Origin of the sequence: Dactylosporangium sp. CA-139066, assembly GCF_050936175.1 — a bacterium.
Taxonomy (GTDB): domain Bacteria; phylum Actinomycetota; class Actinomycetes; order Mycobacteriales; family Micromonosporaceae; genus Dactylosporangium.
In genome coordinates, this window is the sequence record NZ_JBNJNH010000002.1 from 892,601 (window position 1) to 907,957 (window position 15,357).

Here is a 15,357-nt window from a genome sequence, read left to right on the forward strand (position 1 = left end):
CGTGGTTGTCCACGTGCCCGTGAGCCGGGTTGACCGAAGGTCAACGACCCCGTGAGCGCCAATCATTGTCGCTAGAGGGGTCGTCGTAGTCGTCGTCCTCGTCGTCAGCCTCTTCGTCGACTCCGTCATACTCGGCGTAGTCGTCGCGTGACTTAGGGCTGCCCGCCGCGAGCTCACGTTGCAACGCTTCGAGGTCGGTGTTAGGCGAGTGATATTTCAACTCCCTGGCCACCCTAGTCTGCTTGGCCTTCGCACGGCCGCGCCCCATGGCTCGACCCCCTCGCACAGAATTACGGGGCAGCCATTACCGGCAGGCCCCGACAACGTCAGGCATCTCTCGTGGCTCTTACGGTACATGTCGCGGGCACCTTTCGGCATCTCGCCCCTGCCGACCATTTCGGTGGCGTTGCTTACCCGACCGGACCGGTCGGGTAAGCACCACTGTCGTCGGCGGGTCGTCACGCCCGCGCGGAGCCCCCGTGCATGTCTACACCAAGATGGTACGTAGCCGACCCACCTCGGCCATCCGCCGTTCGGCGAGGTGGTCCGCGGCGAGCGCCGGCGGGACGCCCTCCGCGTCCGCGAGCTGCAGGATCTGCTTCGTGGTGTCGTAGATCCGCCCGGCCCGTTCCTTCGCGCGGGCGAAATTGAACCCCTCGATCTCGTCGGCCACCTGGATGACCCCGCCGGAGTTGACGACGTAGTCGGGCGCGTAGAGCACGTCCCGCTCGGCCAGCAGCTTCTCGACGCCCGGGTGGGCCAGCTGGTTGTTGGCCGCGCCGGCGACGATCTTGGCGCGCAGGATCGGGACGGTCTCGTCGCTGAGGGCGCCGCCCAGCGCGCAGGGCGCGTAGACGTCGATCGCCGAGGCGATCAGCTCCTCGTTGCTGTCGACCAGGTCGACCTGTGGGTACGTGGCGGCCGCCCAGTCGCGGGCCCGCTCGGACACGTCGGTGGCGACCACGGCCGCGCCGTCCTCGAGCAGGTGGCGGGTCAAGTGCTTGCCGACCTTGCCGAGGCCGGCGATGCCGACCCGGCGCCCGGCGAGTGACGGGGTGCCCCAGCGGTGCTCGGCGGCGGCCCGCATGCCCTGGAAGACGCCGAACGCGGTGAGGACGGAGGAGTCGCCCGCGCCGCCGTGCGACTCGGAGCGGCCGGTGACGTACCGGGTCTCCTTGGCCACGACGTCCATGTCCTGCACGTAGGTGCCGACATCGCAGGCGGTGTAGTAACGACCGCCGAGAGACTGGACGAACCGCCCGTAGGCCCGCAAAAGCGGCTCGCTCTTGTCCTTGTCCGGGTCGCCCCAGATGACGGTCTTGCCGCCGCCGAGGTCAAGCCCGGCGAGGGCGTTCTTGTACGCCATGCCGCGCGACAGCTCGAGCACGTCGTGCAGCGCGTCTTCTTCGGTCGCGTAGGGGTAGAAGCGAGTGCCGCCGAGCGAGGGCCCGAGGGCCGTCGAGTACACGGCGATGATGGCCCGCAGGCCGGACTGCGGGTCGTGACAGAACACGACCTGTTCGTGATTGTGCGTGAAGACACCCATCGAAGCTCCCGGAGCGTTTGACGGCCCGTCCTTGTGAGACGGCGCCGTACACGGAGTGCGGTGAACTGACCCTAACGCCGACACGTAGCAACGGGCTCGAGGGCGCCTTCGCGTCGTGCGCCGGTTTCGTGCGACGATCGGGCCGTGCCGTCGCTCTTCACGTCCTACCTTCGGGTGTACGAGCCGCTGGCCGCCTTCGACCGCGACGACCAGCTGTACTGGCGCCGCTATGTCAAGGAGGGCCGCGCGGTCGCGCTGTCCGACGGCCCCAGCCGCCAGCAGACCGCCGTGATCGAGGCGCTCGGCGCCGGCTGGACCCGCCTGCCGGCCCTGCCCGACGAGGCCTACGTCCTCGAGGCCGACGACACGCTGCTCGTCTGCCCGTGGAACCTGCGCATCCGGGTCGCCGAGGCGGCACTGACCGCCCGGGACGGCGTTCCCAGCGTGATTGCCGACGCGTTTGTACCCCCCGTGCTCGCCGGCCTGGCCCAGACCATCGTCGACGACTGGCGCAGCGGGGACCACGTCCTGGAGCGGGGCCTGCCGCGCGTGCATGAGCAGGTGGCAACCTGGGGTGTGCCGCTGCGCTGGTTCGTCTTCGTCGACCTGGAGGAACGCGAGCTGTCACTGCGCCCCGGCCGCCGGGTGCTGCGCTACCGCACGGAGATCTCGAAGGCCCGCCGCCGGGCCCACCGGGCATACGCGGTGCTGCGCCGGGCCATAGGGGATGCGCCGATCACGGTCGCGGTGGAGGAGACGGCGCGGTGGCTCGAGGAGTTCCATTCGCGCTCGATCGTGGAGCTGGACTACGGCGGCCTGGTGCATCTCATGTCGGACGACGCGCTCGCGACGGACGACTCGCCGGGCCTCGTCTCGGCGGGCCTGTCGAACGTGGCCCGCGGCGACGCGGACGCGGCCACCGAGGTCTACGAAAAGCTGGTTGATCGCTGGCGGGCCGTGCAGCTGCTGGAGCGCTGCAACTGACCGTGCGCCGCTCTTGAGCGGATAAGTCGGGCGCTGACGCGCCACGACTTATCCGACATTTCGTATTTGCCTGCTTGAGCGCGCGCACGTAGGGCGGCGCTTGCGGCGGTGTCGGCTGCGAGGCGAGGGCGGAAGACACCGCACTCAAAGCAGCGGCCGGCCGCGCGAAAGACGTGAGCCGGCGAAATAAGAGCCCCCGAAAGCGCAGCGCGTCCTAAGACAACGCATGCCGTAGACCGCTGCGCCGGGGCGGGGGAAACGCGCTGGAGCCGGAATCGGGTGGCGCGACAGTGAAAGATTCTCGGCGTCGGGATTGACCGCGACCGCCAGGCCGCGCGCCCTTGGCACGGCGGAGGCCGGGATTCCTCGCGGGAGGAACGGTCGCAAGTTGCGCGGACCCGAGCCCGGATAATGATGAACCTAAATGCCCGGTTCGTCACCCACCCGATCGGGTGTCACCCTCCGCAACCGAATCGCACCTTAGTGGTGTCCGTTATGACTCATTGAGTGGGGTTTGTGATCTACCAGTCACCCCGGAGGGTGAGCTAGATTCGTGGTTGGGCACTCACACTCCGTCGTCATCGGTCACCTTTTATCCCATTTTGCGCCGCCAAAATGGGAAAATTCACTTATTCATCATCCGTCCATACAGGGACCTTCAGCCGTTCGGCCCATGTCGGACATCGGGGACTAGCCGGACCATAGGAAACGCGTCGGCCGGCGGGACCCCGTCCGACGTTCCTGGGTACCTGTGGAGGAGTGACCGATGCCATCTCGCACGCATGAACCTGAGCCGTTGCTCACACCGGCTGAGGTCGCGTCGATGTTCCGCGTCGACCCGAAGACCGTCACCCGTTGGGCGAAGGCGGGCAAGCTGAGCGCCATTCGCACGCTCGGTGGGCACCGTCGCTATCGCGAGTCCGAGGTGCGGGCCCTGCTCCAGGGCCAGATTCCGACCCAACGCCAAGGCGACTGACGCAGACAGTACATCGCGTCGCCTCCCGGCGCCAAACGACACGCTTCTTTCCGCAACGCGCTCGGATCGTCACCCCCCGGTGATCCGAGCGCGTTGCTTTTGTTGGAATAGCCGCGTTCACACCAGCGTGATGCGAATGCCGGTCGTGGCGTCGGCGCCGCGGCGGCGGAGGCTGGCCCAGACAAACAGGCGGCCCTGAATGCCGTACTTCTTCTTGATCAGCTCGCGCGCCTGCGCGCCGCCCTCGGGGCCGAGCAGGGTCGCGTGCGCCGGGACCGGATCGGCCTTCGTCCGGCCGCGTACGTTGCACGGCGCGACGGTGACGGCACCGTCCCGGCGGATGCGCTTGACCTTGCCGGAATCACCCACCGTCCACACCAGTAACGCCTCGCCGTCGCGCACGGCCCAGACCGGCGTGGGTACAGCCGTCCCGTCACGGCGGAACGTGGTCAGCAGGAGATACTGTTCGTCGCCCAACCGCTCGACTGTTACGGGGCTGTTCGTCATACGACACACCGTACGAGCAGCGCAACCCCCGACGGGGCCATCACACCCCCGAGTGACGGGGAGCTAGTCTGATGGTCCAGCCACAACTCCCGGAGATCTCGATGAAGCTGTCCATCCTGATGCCGGTCTACAACGAGGAAGAACGCGTCGCCGACGCCGTCAAACAGGCGCTCGACGTGAACTACCCGACGGAGATCGAGCTCGTCATCGTCGACGACGGCAGCCGCGACCGCACGGCGGAGATCCTCGGCGGGCTGCACGACGACCGGCTCAACGTCGTCATCCACCCGCGCAACCGGGGCAAGGGCGCGGCGATCCGCACCGCGGTCGAGCACGCGACCGGTGACTACATGGTCATCCTCGACGCCGACCTCGAGTACGACCCGCAGGACATCCCGAAGCTGCTCGAGCCGGTGCTGGACGGCCGAGCCACGGTGGTCTACGGCAACCGCACGTTCGGCAGCCACAGCTCGTTCTCGTTCTGGTACGTCATGGGCAACAAGGCCGTGACCACCGCCGCCAACATGCTGTTCAACTGCTATCTGGGCGACCTCGAGACCTGCTTCAAGCTGATGCCCGTCTCGCTGTACCGCTCGCTGCACGTGCGTTCGGCCGGCTTCGGCATGGAGGCGGAGGTGACAGGCAAGCTGCTGCGCAACCGCCACCGGCCGTACGAGGTGCCGATCTCCTACCGGGCCCGCACCCGCGAAGAGGGCAAGAAGATCACCTGGAAGGACGGCGTCGAGGCGCTGTGGATCCTGTCCCGCGAACGCGTCCGCAAGCCGACCCGTCCCGTCTGACCATCGGCGAACTGTCGGCGCGCAGCGGGGTCGCCCCCTCCGCGCTGCGGTTCTACGAGAAGCTCGGCCTGATCCACTCCACGCGTACCGGCGGCAACCAGCGCCGCTACGACCGCACCGAGCTGCGCCGGGTCGCCTTCATCCGCATCTCCGCGCAGGTCGGGGTGCCGCTGGAGACCATCAAGGAGGCGCTCGCCTCGCTGCCGGCCAACCGCACGCCCACCAAGGCGGACTGGGCGCGCCTCTCCGCCGGCTGGCGCACCCACCTCGACGAGCAGATCAAGCTGCTCGAGCGCCTGCGCGACACCCTCACCGGCTGCATCGGCTGCGGCTGCCTGTCGCTCAAGTCCTGCAATCTCGTCAACACCGACGACCGCCTCGCGACCAAGGGCCCCGGCCCGGTGATCCTCACCCGCCCGTAGTCAGCAGGATCTTCCCGAAGTGCTCGCTGGACTCCATCAGCCGGTGCGCCGCCGCGGCGTCCGCCATCGGGAACCGCGCATGCGTCACGGGCCTGATCCGCCCCTTCTCCAGCAGCGGCCAGACCTCCTCGTGCACCCCGCGGAGGATCGCCGCCTTCTCCGCCGCCGACCGCGCCCGCAGCGTCGTACCGGCGACCGTCGCCCGCTTGGTCAGCAGCTGCCCCAGGTCGAGCTCGCCACGCCGGCCGCCCTGCAGCCCGATCACCACAAGCCGGCCGCCGAAGTTGAGCGCGTCGACGTTCTGCTTCAAGTACGAGCCGCCCATGATGTCGAGGATGACGTCGGCTTTGGTGTCCGCGCTGAAGTCCTCCGCCGCGTAGTCGATCACGCGGTCCGCGCCGAGCGCCAACAGGCGGTTGCGCTTGGACGCCCGCGCGGTCGTCACGACCGCCGCGCCGAGGGCCTTTCCCAGCTGTACCGCGAACGTGCCGATCCCGCTGCCGCCCCCGTGCACGAGCAGCGTCTCCCCCGGCTTGAGCCGCGCCACGTCGACAACATTCGAGAAGACGGTCGCCGCCGCCTCGGGCAGCCCGGCCGCGTCCACCAGGTCGACGTTCGCCGGCACGGGCAGCAGTTGCCCCACGGGCGCGACCGCCAGTTCGGCGTACCCGCCCCCACCGAGCAGCGCGCACACCTCCTGCCCCGTGCGCCAGCCGTGCACGCCCTCGCCGAGCTCCCTGATCCGCCCCGACACCTCAAGCCCCGGGTACGGTGGCGCGTCCTTCGGCGGCGGATAGTTGCCTTGCCGCTGCAGCGCGTCGGCCCGGTTGACGCCGGCCGCCGCCACCTCGATCAGTACCTGCCCCGCCCCGGGGACGGGGTCGGGGACCTCGGTCCATCGCAGCACTTCGGGCCCGCCGGGCGTGTCGATCGTGATCGCATGCACGCTTCCATCATCGTCCGTCCCAGAACGGCCGCCACGACCGGTGGTCCCACCGATGCTTCCCCCCGCCATGTCCTCCGTGGTCGTCCGCGGCGGGCTCTTCACTCGCCCCTGCCGTCGGCGCCTCACTGCTCGGCGCCTCGCTGCTCGGCGGCGGTTCGCTCGTCTCCGAGGGCGGCTCGAACGTTGGCGCCGATGTCGGATTTATCGTATTTGTCGGATCAACAGAGGGCATCGCGGTAGCACTCGGCCGCGGCGCCACCCCGGCGCTTTCCACCCGGCTGACGGTCTTGCTTCCGGCCTTTTCCGCTTTCGGTACCGCGGCACCTTGCTCCTCGCGCAGCTCCAACACGGGCTGCGGCGCCGCCGGCACCGTCCCCATGGCCAGCGGCCCTTCCCCTCGGAAGCCCCCCACCCGCGGCGTGGCAACGGGCAACGCCATCGGCCCGTCGCCCGACCCCCCTTGGTCGTAAGCCGCATTCCCCACAAACACACCGAGCGCCGCCACCCCGACACCCCCCACCACCAGCCCTGCGATCGCCGGCCGGATGACGAACCGCCGGTGCCTGGTGACGTACGGTGCCCGTGGATCGTTGAAGAAGAGGTGCATCGTTCTCTTTCCCCCGTCCGCTCTGCCTTGACTTAGAGTCTGCGCAGCTCAGCGCCCGTTGTGTCGCATTTGTCGGCGAGTCTGCCGAGAAGTCACCACGTGGCGTTCGCCCACTCAGCCCCGCCAAACCCCCGAACGACCCCCCTCCCATGGGTGACCACTCCCTCGGTCGCCGCATCTGGCACACTTAGCGTCGTTCCACTGGAGGGCTCGCCTAGTGGCCGATGGCGCCGGTCTTGAAAACCGGTGAGGCGTTCCGCGTCTCCGTGGGTTCGAATCCCACGCCCTCCGCCAAAGCCCAGCCATATCGCCCGTCGAGCAGCGCAAACGCCGCTCGACGGGCGCCGCCGTCCGAGCCGCGGCCGTCTCACTCGCTCTCACCGAAGCCGGTCATAACCCACTGGTTGTGCATGAGCCGTGCATGGGAACCAGGGCGGTCACTTAGCCATCAGGACGCCGAGGACGCTTCGGCCAGCGGAGACGGCTGGCCATGGTCAAACGACGCCGAAGAGAACTCTGTAGCCGAGAAACCGGACACACCTCGGTCACTCCATGCAGCAGTACCCGGATGGGTGAACCACACCCCCCATGCATACGCTTCCGGTATATATCTGGTATATACAGAGAAGCCACAGCTTCGATACTCTGGACCCACGCGAAGCTCGACGGTCCCACACACCCTGTGATGGCTCCAGCCAGCAACGCGCCTGGCGATCAGATCGGAGAGGTTTTGGCCGGCGACTATCAGAAGATCTCCGTAAACATGTCCAGGGAGGTTCTAGAGGTTCTGCGGGACATGTCCTCGCGGGACAATGTCTCGATGACAGAGATCCTCCGCCGCGCCTTGTCATCATGGCGAATCATCGATGAGGCGCAGCGCGAAGGAAAGGCAATTCTTATACGCGATCCCATGACAAACGAAACTGAGCGGATCGTCTTTCATTTCTGAGCCCAAGGAGGCCGAATGTCGTATCCATAGCACTGATAGGTGTCCGCGAGCTTTCCAACCACGAATGGAAGGAGGAGTAGTGACTCGCGTCGACATCTGGAGGTGCCACCCTGACCACTGGTAACGAAGACCCCGGTTCGATCAGAGGCGATGGACATGTGCAGCCTGTCGCCACGGGCCGGGGCGAAGTGGCGCCCGGTCCTGGTGGCCCTGGCACGCCAGGTCGGGCAACGCACGGTTTGACTGAAGGAGGTGATGCAGATGCACGATTCAATTTCGGTAGTGAGCTGGAGGAGGTCGACGGTGATGGGGACTGGGAACTGCCAGGAGTCATCGCCGATCTCAATGCGGTGGTGCGACGCCGCGACGACGAACCGGTCACCGGTCCTCACGGCCGCTTGGCCTTCATTGCGTTCAAAACCCTCGGCGCGTTTCTGCTCCTCGGCCTCGTGGGCCTAACGCTCGTCGCGGCGATCGGCAAGCCCGGCGAGCTTCTTCTCGACTTCCTAAAATTTTCTCTTGTTCCGCTCTTTGGCCTCATAACGTTCATCGCTGGCTTTTTCTTTGGAAAACGTTCGAATATCGAGTAGCACCGGGATCAGCGCCTCGGTCGGCACAACCGTTGTTCGCCCCGGTCTGCGCTCAGTTCCACCGTTTAGCCCCAACCTCCACCAGGGCGGAGGTGGGGCTAAACGTTCCTTTCAGTGGAGCTAGCACGCGGGCAGCCGGTGCCGACGGGCTGTCGTCGATTTCGCCGCAGTTAGTGCAGTCAACTATGCAACGCCGCCTCGATGCGACGACGGGCGGCGTCGCATCGCCGTCGATGCACTTGGCGTAGACCTTCAGCAGGACGTTGACACTGTGGCCTGCCCATTCGGCAACCTGCGTCGCCGGAACGCCAGCATTAAGCCACAGCGATACGGCGGCATGCCGGAGGTGGTAGGGCACCTTCGCCAGAGGCGAACGCTGCTGTGACTCGGTCAAGACCATGGCCCGCGCCTGTCGCCAAACCCGACTGTAGGTCTCCTTCGACACCGGCCCGTGCTGGTCGTAGCGGCGGACGAACAGCCGGCCATCTCCGGCCGCGCCGTGCTCCTCGACGTGTTGCCGCAACAGACGCACTAGTTCCGGTGCCGCCGGAACGACGCGCGTCGCGCTTGTTGCGCGGTGCTTCACGCCCCGCAACCAATGTCGCTCAGCATCTTCATCGCACGAGCGGGGCGAGGCCGTCGAGGAGGCGCTGGAGGCCGAACTCGAAGAGCATGTCCAGGTTCCAGACCGCGTCGTCGGCGGTGATGAAGCGGGCCATCAGCGGGAGCGTCCCGTCGGCCAGGACCGTGCCGATCCGTTCTTCCTGGGCCTCCATCCATTGGGTGTCGGTCAGGCCGCTGTCCTGCTCGGCCTGCGCCTCCTCGGCCCGGTTCACCGCCGTGCCGCGCACGTAGTTGGCCACCGTCACCGCCGCCGTGAACTGTGCGTTCAGGTCGAGCCCGCGCCCGTCCAGGGCCCGCATCATCCACTCGGTGTGGGCCATGGCGTGCGGGGCCGGCAGCGGCCGGGTGAAGGAGACCGCTTGGGCCAGCCAGGTGTGCCGACGGTACATCGCCCAATGTAGCTGCGCGACGGCCTCGAGGCAGGGCCGCCAGCCGTCGCGGTCCGAGGTGAGGGCCGGGGGAGGGTTGTCGGCCATGACCTTGTCGATCATGAACATCACCAACTCTTCCCGGTCGGTCACGTACCGGTAGATCGCCATCGTCGGAATGCCGAGCTGGCCGGCAAGCCGGCGCATCGACAGGCCGTGCAGCCCCTCGGCGTCGGCGATAGCCACGGCGGTGGCGACCACCTGCTCGCGGTCGGGGCCGGGTGCTCTACCGGCGCCGGCCGCGGCGACCACGGTGCCGACGCCTCGCATGGGTTCAACGAGGCCCCGCTCGCGCAGGGTCGCCAGAACCTTCGTCGCGGTCGCCATCGCGACCCCGTGCTCGGCCATGAGCTGCCGGGTCGACGGGATCCTCGCCCCGGGCGCGAGCTCGCCCGACGCGATCCGGTCGGCGAGATCGGCGGCGATCCGGCGGTACGGCGGTTCCTCCACAGCGGCCTCCTGTGCACTAGTGCAGTCACGGTACCCCGAGGACAAACACGGGGGACAGCCTCACTATCAGCGGTCCTAGTGCACTCATACGCTGTACGGCATGACTGATGTCGTTCGTCTGGAGTCGCTTCGCAAGACCTACCATGATCCCCTCGGGCGCGGGCAGGAGCACCCCGCTGCGGTGCGCGGCCGGCCTGACCGGCCCACCGCCGGGCGGGTGTTCATCGACGGCACCGAGCTCACCGCCACCGGGACGCCGCGATGACGAAGTTCCGCCGGCAGCGCGTCGGCGTCGTTTCCCAGGTCGTCGACCAGTACGACGACACCCTGGTCTCGCGAGGCTCGATGCCATGAGTGTGCTCCGACCTGACCGGCAGGGTCATGCCCTGGGTGTAGCTGCTGAAAACAATGACGACGGCCGGATCAACGTCGTGGACGCGTTGCGCGGGATTGCACTGCTGCTCATCCTGCTGGTCAATGTGTGGTACTTCAGCTCCGGATATGCGTTCCAGCTGGTCGACAATCCGGCGTACGGTGCGCTCGACCGGATGGTCGCAGATGCGGCGGAACTGCTGTTCGCGATGAAGGCGTACCTGCTGTTCTCGTTCCTGTTCGGCTACAGCTTCACCCTGCAAATCGACTCGGCGGCCCGGCGTGGGGCGGCCTTCGGCCGGTCATTCCTGCGTCGGCTGTCCGGGTTGTTCGTGCTTGGGGCGCTGCACGCGGTGCTGCTTTTCCACGGCGACATCCTCACCACGTACGCGTTACTCGGTCTCGTGCTGTTCGCCGTCCGGCGGATCGAGCCGCGCACTGCCCTGTTTGCCGCGGCGATCATCGTGGGCGTGATCGCGTTCGTGGTCGGTCTGGCCGCGGTTGCTGGTACCGCGGTGGTCCCGGACGAGGCCGCCGCGGTCGCCGCCGGTGCCCGTTCGACGGAGGCCCTACGCGGCGGGCTCGGTGATGTCGTCCTGGAGCACCTGCGCTCGTTGCCGGCAATGCTCGGCGCGCTTGTCGTGCAAGGGCCGTTGGCCTTCGCCGCGTTCCTCGTCGGTCTCGCCGCCGGCAAGCACCGGATGCTCGCCGCCGTGCACACCCACCAGAACTTGCTGCGCCGATGCGAGAGGGTCGGCTATCCGGTTGGGCTGGCCGGCGCCACCGTGTTCGCGATCGGCGGCGGCACAGCGAACATGACCGGGCTGATGGTCAGCATCGTCACCGCGCCGTTCCTTGCGGCGGCCTACGCGGCGACCCTGCTGCGTCTGTTCACACGGCGGCCGCGTGTCGCGGACGCGTTGGCACCTGCGGGACGCATGGCGCTGACCAACTATCTGAGCCAGTCGCTCATCTGCGTGCTCGTCTTCACCGGCGTCGGGCTGGGCCTGGCCGGCCATACCGCGCCGGCGCAGACGCTGCTCATCGCGCTGACGATCTTTGTGGTACAGGTGGCGGCCAGCTCGTGGTGGATGCGGCGGTTCCGGTACGGCCCCGTCGAATGGGCGTTGCGCGCATGGACCCACCGGAAGCGGCCCGCCATGCGTCGATAGTTACTTCGACTTGAAAAGGAGATCGACGAGGCCGGTTGCGCGCTGCGTGGCCGGTCTCCGGTCAGGTTGCGCGCGACTTCTCCGTCCACACCACGACCTGCTGCTCGCCGTCGATTTCAGTGGTGTACTGGCGCGACGGGACCTCGACGAAGCCGAAGCGCCGATGCAGCGCGATCACCGGCTTGTTCCACGCCAAGGTGCGGCCGCCGACCGAGTGCAGAGCCAGCTCGCCAAACGCGTAGTCGACCGCGGCCTTTTCGAGTTCCAGCCAGGCCGGCAGCAGTTCGCCGCGTGCTTGGAGGCCGTCGACGTCGAGGAAGAAGCCCCACTCCGCGGTACCCGCGGCGGGATCGTGGTCGTTGAACGTCACGACGCCGCAGTCGTGGCCGGCGTGGGAGAAGATCAGGACCCGGCGGGACGGGTCGGTGCTGACGTTGGCCCACCACCGGGCGTGGGTCTGCGGGGTGATGTACGCGGTGTAGATGCTGGCGCCCCGTGTCTTCGGGTGGTTGCGCCACTCGCGGATGTTCTCCAGGTCCGACTCCCGGGCCTCGCGCAGCACCTCGGCACCTCCTAGGTCGTTGAGCCTCCTGACGACTGCTACAACGGAGGGAACCCCAGTGAGTAACCTCGACCGCCTCCGCACCGCGTTCCGCACGGCGCTCGGCCTGCCCGACGACATCGACGTGGATCGGCTGGAGTACCGCGGCATCGAGCAGTGGGACTCCCTGGCCCACCTGCAGCTGGTGGCCGAGATCGAGGACGCGTTCGACGTCATGATCGACACCGACGAGGTCATCGACCTGAGCTCGTTCGGGAAGGCCGTGGAGATCCTGGGGAAGCACGACGTTGCGCTCGCCAACTAGGGTCGCGCTCGTCACCGGATCCTCGCGCGGGATCGGGCGGGCGGTTGCCGCGGCGCTGGCCGCCGACGGGTACGAGCTCGTCCTGCACGGGCGCGAGGAGGGCTCGGCGAAAGCTGCGGCCGAGGCGATCCCGGGCGAGCACCTGCTCGTGCACGGCGACGTCAGCCGGGCCGAGGACGTCGCCGCCATCGTCCGGGCCGTCTTCGAGCGCCACCGGCGCCTCGACGCGCTGGTCGTCAACGCCGGCGTTCACGAGGCCGGGCTGCTCGGCCTGATGAGCGCCGAGGCGGTCGACCGGCTCTTCGCCGTCAACGCCGCCGGCGCGGCGCACACGCTGCAGGCGGCGGTGAAGCTGCTGCGCCGCGGGGCCGAGCCGGCCGTCGTGCTGCTCGCCTCCGTCATGGGCACGGCCGGCGCGGCCGGCCAGGCCGTCTACGGCGCTTCCAAGGCGGCCGTCGCCGGGCTCGCCCGGGCGGCGGCCAAGGAGCTCGGGCCGGCGGGCATCCGCGTCAACGCGGTCGCGCCCGGGTTCATCGCCACGGACATGCTCGCCTCGCTGGACGAGGCCGGCCGCGCCGAGCGGGTCGCCGCGACCCCGCTGCGCCGCCTCGGCACGCCCGAGGACGTCGCCGGCGCGGTTGCGTTCCTGCTCTCGGACCGGGCCCGGTTCGTCACCGGGCAGGTCCTCGGCGTCGACGGTGGGGTGGTCGTGTGAGGCTCGTCGGCGAGGGCGCGCGCGTGATCGACGCGGCGACCGGGGATGCGGTCACCGATCTGGTGCGGCCCGGGCGGTACGACGACGTGCCGCCGGGCGCCCTCTTCCTGCGCATGCCGGCCACCGTCGAGGCGGTCGTCGACTACGTGACCGCGTTCGAGACCGGGCGGCCCGTCGCGCTGCTCGACCCGGGGCTGGCGGACGAGACGCTGCTGGAGTTCGTCGACCGGTTCGAGCCGGCCGCCGTCCTCGGACCGCTGCCGGGCGACGCCGCCAAGGGCTACCGGGCGCAGAGCCCGGCGCGCTGGGTGCGCGAGACGGCCCCGGAGACGGCCCCGCACCCCGATCTTGCGGTACTGCTGGCCACCTCCGGCTCGACCGGCGACCCCAAGCTCGTACGGCTGTCGCGCGGCGCGGTCCTGGCCAACACCGCCTCGATCGTCGAGGCGCTCGGCATCACCGCCGCCGACGTGGCCATCACCGGCCTGCCGCTCTACTACAGCTACGGCATGTCGGTGCTCAACACTCACCTCGCCGCCGGGGCCACCGTGGTGGTCGAGGACGGCGGGCTGCTCGGGCGCGGGTTCTGGCCGGCGGTCGACCGCTTCGGGGTCACGTCGCTGGCGCTCGTGCCGTCGCAGTACGAGATGCTGCTCCGGCTTCGCTTCGACCCGGCCCGGCACCCGATGCTGCGCACCCTCACCCAGGCCGGCGGCCGGCTGCGGGCGGACCTCGTGCTCGAGTTCCACGACCGCATGTCCGCCGCCGGTGGGCGGCTGTTCGTCATGTACGGCCAGACCGAGGCGGCGCCCCGGCTCACCACCCTGCCGGCCCACCGGCTCGCGGAGAAGCCGGGCTCGGTCGGGCCGGCGGTGCCCGGCGGGCGCCTCAGCATCCGGCTCGACGACGGCACCGAGACCACCGAGCCCGACGTGCGGGGCGAGGTGCTCTACCGCGGCCCCAACGTGATGCTCGGCTACGCCGAGGCCGCGGCCGACCTGGCCCGCGGCGACGACCACGGCGGCCTGCTGGTCACCGGCGACCTGGGCCACCTCGACGCCGACGGGTACCTCTACATCGACGGCCGCCGCAAACGCTTCGGCAAGGTCTTCGGCGTGCGGCTCAACCTCGACGACCTCGAGCGGATGCTGCCGGCGCCGGCCGCCGCGGTGTCCGGCGACGACCGGGTGATCGTGTTCACGATCGACGACGACCCCGCGCGGCTGCGGCGCATCCTGGCCGACCGGCTCAAGCTGCACTGGTCCGGCTTCGAGGTGCGCCGCGTCGAGCAGCTGCCGCTGCTGAGCAACGGGAAAGTGGACTACCGCGCCCTGGAGGCGTTGCGATGACCGTCTTCACGCTCTCCGGGATCGAGCGGGAGACGCGGCTGCTGCCCCGGCTGATCGAGCTGACCGAGCGGCACCGCTCGCGCGGCGCGGCGTACGCGAACATCCTCGCCGCCACCGGCCACCACACCGGCCGCATCTACCGCGACACCGCCGAGCTGCCCTGGCTGCCGGTGCGGCTGTTCAAGACCCACGAGCTCAAGAGCATCCCCGACGAGGCCGTGTTCAAGGTGCTGACCTCCAGCGGCACCACCGGCGCGGTCAGCCGGATCTACCTGGACCGCGAGGCCGCGGCGGCGCAGACCCGGATGCTCGGGCGGACCCTGCAGACCGTGCTCGGGCCGCGCCGCCTGCCGATGCTCGTCGTCGACACCACCGCGATCATCAAGGACCGCCGCTCGTTCAGCGCGCGCGGCGCCGGCGTGCTGGGCATGGCGACGTTCGGGCGGGACCACGTGTGGGCCCTGGACGAGCACGAGCGGCCGGACCTGGCGGCGATCCGCGCCTTCCTGGCCGAGCACGGCGACCGCCCGTTCCTGGTTTTCGGTTTCACATTCATGGTTTGGCAGTACCTGTACGAGCTGGCAAGGGACCACCGGCTGGACCTCGCCAACGGGATCCTGATCCACTCCGGCGGCTGGAAGAAGCTCGCCGAACGCCGGGTCGGCAACGCCGAGTTCCGCCGCGCGTTCCGCAACGACACCGGGCTGACCCGGATCCACAACTTCTACGGCATGGTCGAGCAGATCGGCGTGGTGTACCTCGAGGGCCCCGACGGCGACTCCCTCTACTGCCCCGACTTCGCCGACGTCGTCATCCGCGACCCGGACACGTGGGAGCCGCTGCCGCCCGGCCGGCCGGGGCTGGTCGAGGTGCTCAGCACGCTGCCGGAGTCGTACCCCGGCCACGTGCTGCTCACCGAGGACCTCGGTGTGGTGCACGGCGTCGACGACGGCGCCTGGCCGGGCAAGCGTTTCTCGATCCTCGGCCGCCTCCCGCGGGCCGAGGCCCGCGGCTGCAGCGACACGTTCGTGGGTGCCGTATGACCGGAATTGCC

Annotated in this window: 19 protein-coding genes and 1 tRNA gene; 13 read left to right on the plus strand and 7 right to left on the minus strand. The window is 69.0% G+C overall.

Annotated elements, in window-relative coordinates:
- Positions 1 to 40: 40 nt before the first annotated feature.
- Both ACQEVU_RS48845 and ACQEVU_RS48850 read right to left on the minus strand, forming a co-directional pair.
- Positions 41 to 268 (minus strand): DUF3073 domain-containing protein, encoded by a 228-nt coding sequence (locus ACQEVU_RS48845; RefSeq protein ID WP_433336987.1) that lies wholly within the window; start codon positions 266 to 268, stop codon positions 41 to 43.
- 219 nt (positions 269 to 487) lie between these two features.
- Positions 488 to 1,546, minus strand: a complete 1,059-nt coding sequence (locus ACQEVU_RS48850) for a Glu/Leu/Phe/Val dehydrogenase dimerization domain-containing protein (protein ID WP_433336989.1) — start codon at positions 1,544 to 1,546, stop codon at positions 488 to 490.
- A gap of 144 nt (positions 1,547 to 1,690) precedes the next feature.
- Here ACQEVU_RS48850 and ACQEVU_RS48855 point away from each other — a divergent pair, with 144 nt between their 5' ends.
- Together ACQEVU_RS48855 and ACQEVU_RS48860 are read left to right on the plus strand one after the other, a co-directional pair.
- Entirely contained in the window at positions 1,691 to 2,530 is an 840-nt protein-coding gene (locus ACQEVU_RS48855; protein WP_433336991.1) for a hypothetical protein, read from the plus strand.
- A gap of 766 nt (positions 2,531 to 3,296) precedes the next feature.
- Entirely contained in the window at positions 3,297 to 3,506 is a 210-nt protein-coding gene (locus ACQEVU_RS48860) for a BldC family transcriptional regulator (protein WP_344610657.1), read from the plus strand.
- A 117-nt stretch (positions 3,507 to 3,623) separates the two neighbouring features.
- Here the strand turns inward: ACQEVU_RS48860 and ACQEVU_RS48865 are convergent, their stop codons facing one another.
- The gene (locus tag ACQEVU_RS48865; protein WP_433336993.1) at positions 3,624 to 4,013 is read right to left on the minus strand and encodes a PPOX class F420-dependent oxidoreductase; all 390 of its coding nucleotides are present in this window, start codon (positions 4,011 to 4,013) and stop codon (positions 3,624 to 3,626) included.
- 101 nt (positions 4,014 to 4,114) lie between these two features.
- On the opposite strand from ACQEVU_RS48865, the gene ACQEVU_RS48870 reads away from it, so the two are divergent.
- Both ACQEVU_RS48870 and soxR read left to right on the plus strand, forming a co-directional pair.
- On the plus strand, positions 4,115 to 4,813 hold the full coding sequence (locus ACQEVU_RS48870; protein ID WP_433339709.1) for a glycosyltransferase family 2 protein: 699 nt from the start codon (positions 4,115 to 4,117) through the stop codon (positions 4,811 to 4,813).
- Entirely contained in the window at positions 4,765 to 5,235 is a 471-nt protein-coding gene (gene soxR, locus ACQEVU_RS48875) for a redox-sensitive transcriptional activator SoxR (protein WP_433336995.1), read from the plus strand. Before ACQEVU_RS48870 ends, soxR begins: the two co-directional genes overlap by 49 nt.
- Here the strand turns inward: soxR and ACQEVU_RS48880 are convergent.
- Positions 5,222 to 6,181 (minus strand): NAD(P)H-quinone oxidoreductase, encoded by a 960-nt coding sequence (locus ACQEVU_RS48880; RefSeq protein WP_433336997.1) that lies wholly within the window; start codon positions 6,179 to 6,181, stop codon positions 5,222 to 5,224. The two genes, soxR and ACQEVU_RS48880, sit on opposite strands and share 14 nt — an antisense overlap.
- 810 nt (positions 6,182 to 6,991) lie before the next feature.
- Here ACQEVU_RS48880 and ACQEVU_RS48885 point away from each other — a divergent pair.
- The 3 genes from ACQEVU_RS48885 (at position 6,992) to ACQEVU_RS48895 (ending at position 8,327) form a co-directional block, all read left to right on the plus strand.
- Positions 6,992 to 7,082: transfer RNA gene (locus ACQEVU_RS48885), tRNA-Ser, on the plus strand.
- A 526-nt stretch (positions 7,083 to 7,608) separates the two neighbouring features.
- Complete coding sequence (locus ACQEVU_RS48890; protein WP_433336999.1) at positions 7,609 to 7,737, plus strand: hypothetical protein; 129 nt, start codon at positions 7,609 to 7,611, stop codon at positions 7,735 to 7,737.
- 158 nt (positions 7,738 to 7,895) lie between these two features.
- On the plus strand, positions 7,896 to 8,327 hold the full coding sequence (locus ACQEVU_RS48895; protein ID WP_433337001.1) for a hypothetical protein: 432 nt from the start codon (positions 7,896 to 7,898) through the stop codon (positions 8,325 to 8,327).
- 52 nt (positions 8,328 to 8,379) lie between these two features.
- Here the strand turns inward: ACQEVU_RS48895 and ACQEVU_RS48900 are convergent, their stop codons facing one another.
- On the minus strand, positions 8,380 to 8,913 hold the full coding sequence (locus ACQEVU_RS48900; RefSeq protein ID WP_433337003.1) for a tyrosine-type recombinase/integrase: 534 nt from the start codon (positions 8,911 to 8,913) through the stop codon (positions 8,380 to 8,382).
- Positions 8,914 to 8,941: 28 nt separating this feature from the next.
- Positions 8,942 to 9,829, minus strand: coding sequence for a TetR/AcrR family transcriptional regulator C-terminal domain-containing protein (locus ACQEVU_RS48905; RefSeq protein WP_433337005.1), 888 nt, complete (start codon positions 9,827 to 9,829; stop codon positions 8,942 to 8,944).
- Between the two features lie 100 nt (positions 9,830 to 9,929).
- Here ACQEVU_RS48905 and ACQEVU_RS48910 point away from each other — a divergent pair, with 100 nt between their 5' ends.
- A complete protein-coding gene (locus ACQEVU_RS48910) occupies positions 9,930 to 10,094 on the plus strand; it encodes a hypothetical protein (RefSeq protein WP_433337007.1) in 165 nt (54 codons plus the stop codon).
- An 85-nt stretch (positions 10,095 to 10,179) separates the two neighbouring features.
- Entirely contained in the window at positions 10,180 to 11,373 is a 1,194-nt protein-coding gene (locus tag ACQEVU_RS48915; protein ID WP_433337009.1) for a DUF418 domain-containing protein, read from the plus strand.
- A 61-nt stretch (positions 11,374 to 11,434) separates the two neighbouring features.
- Here ACQEVU_RS48915 and ACQEVU_RS48920 read toward each other — a convergent pair whose 3' ends face one another.
- Entirely contained in the window at positions 11,435 to 11,935 is a 501-nt protein-coding gene (locus ACQEVU_RS48920) for a GNAT family N-acetyltransferase (RefSeq protein WP_433337011.1), read from the minus strand.
- 58 nt (positions 11,936 to 11,993) lie between these two features.
- Between ACQEVU_RS48920 and ACQEVU_RS48925 the strand changes: the two genes are divergently transcribed.
- The 4 genes from ACQEVU_RS48925 to ACQEVU_RS48940 are packed head-to-tail and all read left to right on the plus strand — an operon-like array spanning position 11,994 to position 15,346.
- Positions 11,994 to 12,239 (plus strand): acyl carrier protein, encoded by a 246-nt coding sequence (locus ACQEVU_RS48925; RefSeq protein ID WP_433337013.1) that lies wholly within the window; start codon positions 11,994 to 11,996, stop codon positions 12,237 to 12,239.
- A complete protein-coding gene (locus ACQEVU_RS48930) occupies positions 12,223 to 12,954 on the plus strand; it encodes an SDR family NAD(P)-dependent oxidoreductase (RefSeq protein WP_433337015.1) in 732 nt (243 codons plus the stop codon). Before ACQEVU_RS48925 ends, ACQEVU_RS48930 begins: the two co-directional genes overlap by 17 nt.
- Positions 12,951 to 14,303 (plus strand): AMP-binding protein, encoded by a 1,353-nt coding sequence (locus ACQEVU_RS48935; protein ID WP_433337017.1) that lies wholly within the window; start codon positions 12,951 to 12,953, stop codon positions 14,301 to 14,303. Before ACQEVU_RS48930 ends, ACQEVU_RS48935 begins: the two co-directional genes overlap by 4 nt.
- On the plus strand, positions 14,300 to 15,346 hold the full coding sequence (locus ACQEVU_RS48940) for an acyl-protein synthetase (protein WP_433337019.1): 1,047 nt from the start codon (positions 14,300 to 14,302) through the stop codon (positions 15,344 to 15,346). Before ACQEVU_RS48935 ends, ACQEVU_RS48940 begins: the two co-directional genes overlap by 4 nt.
- Positions 15,347 to 15,357 lie beyond the last annotated feature (11 nt).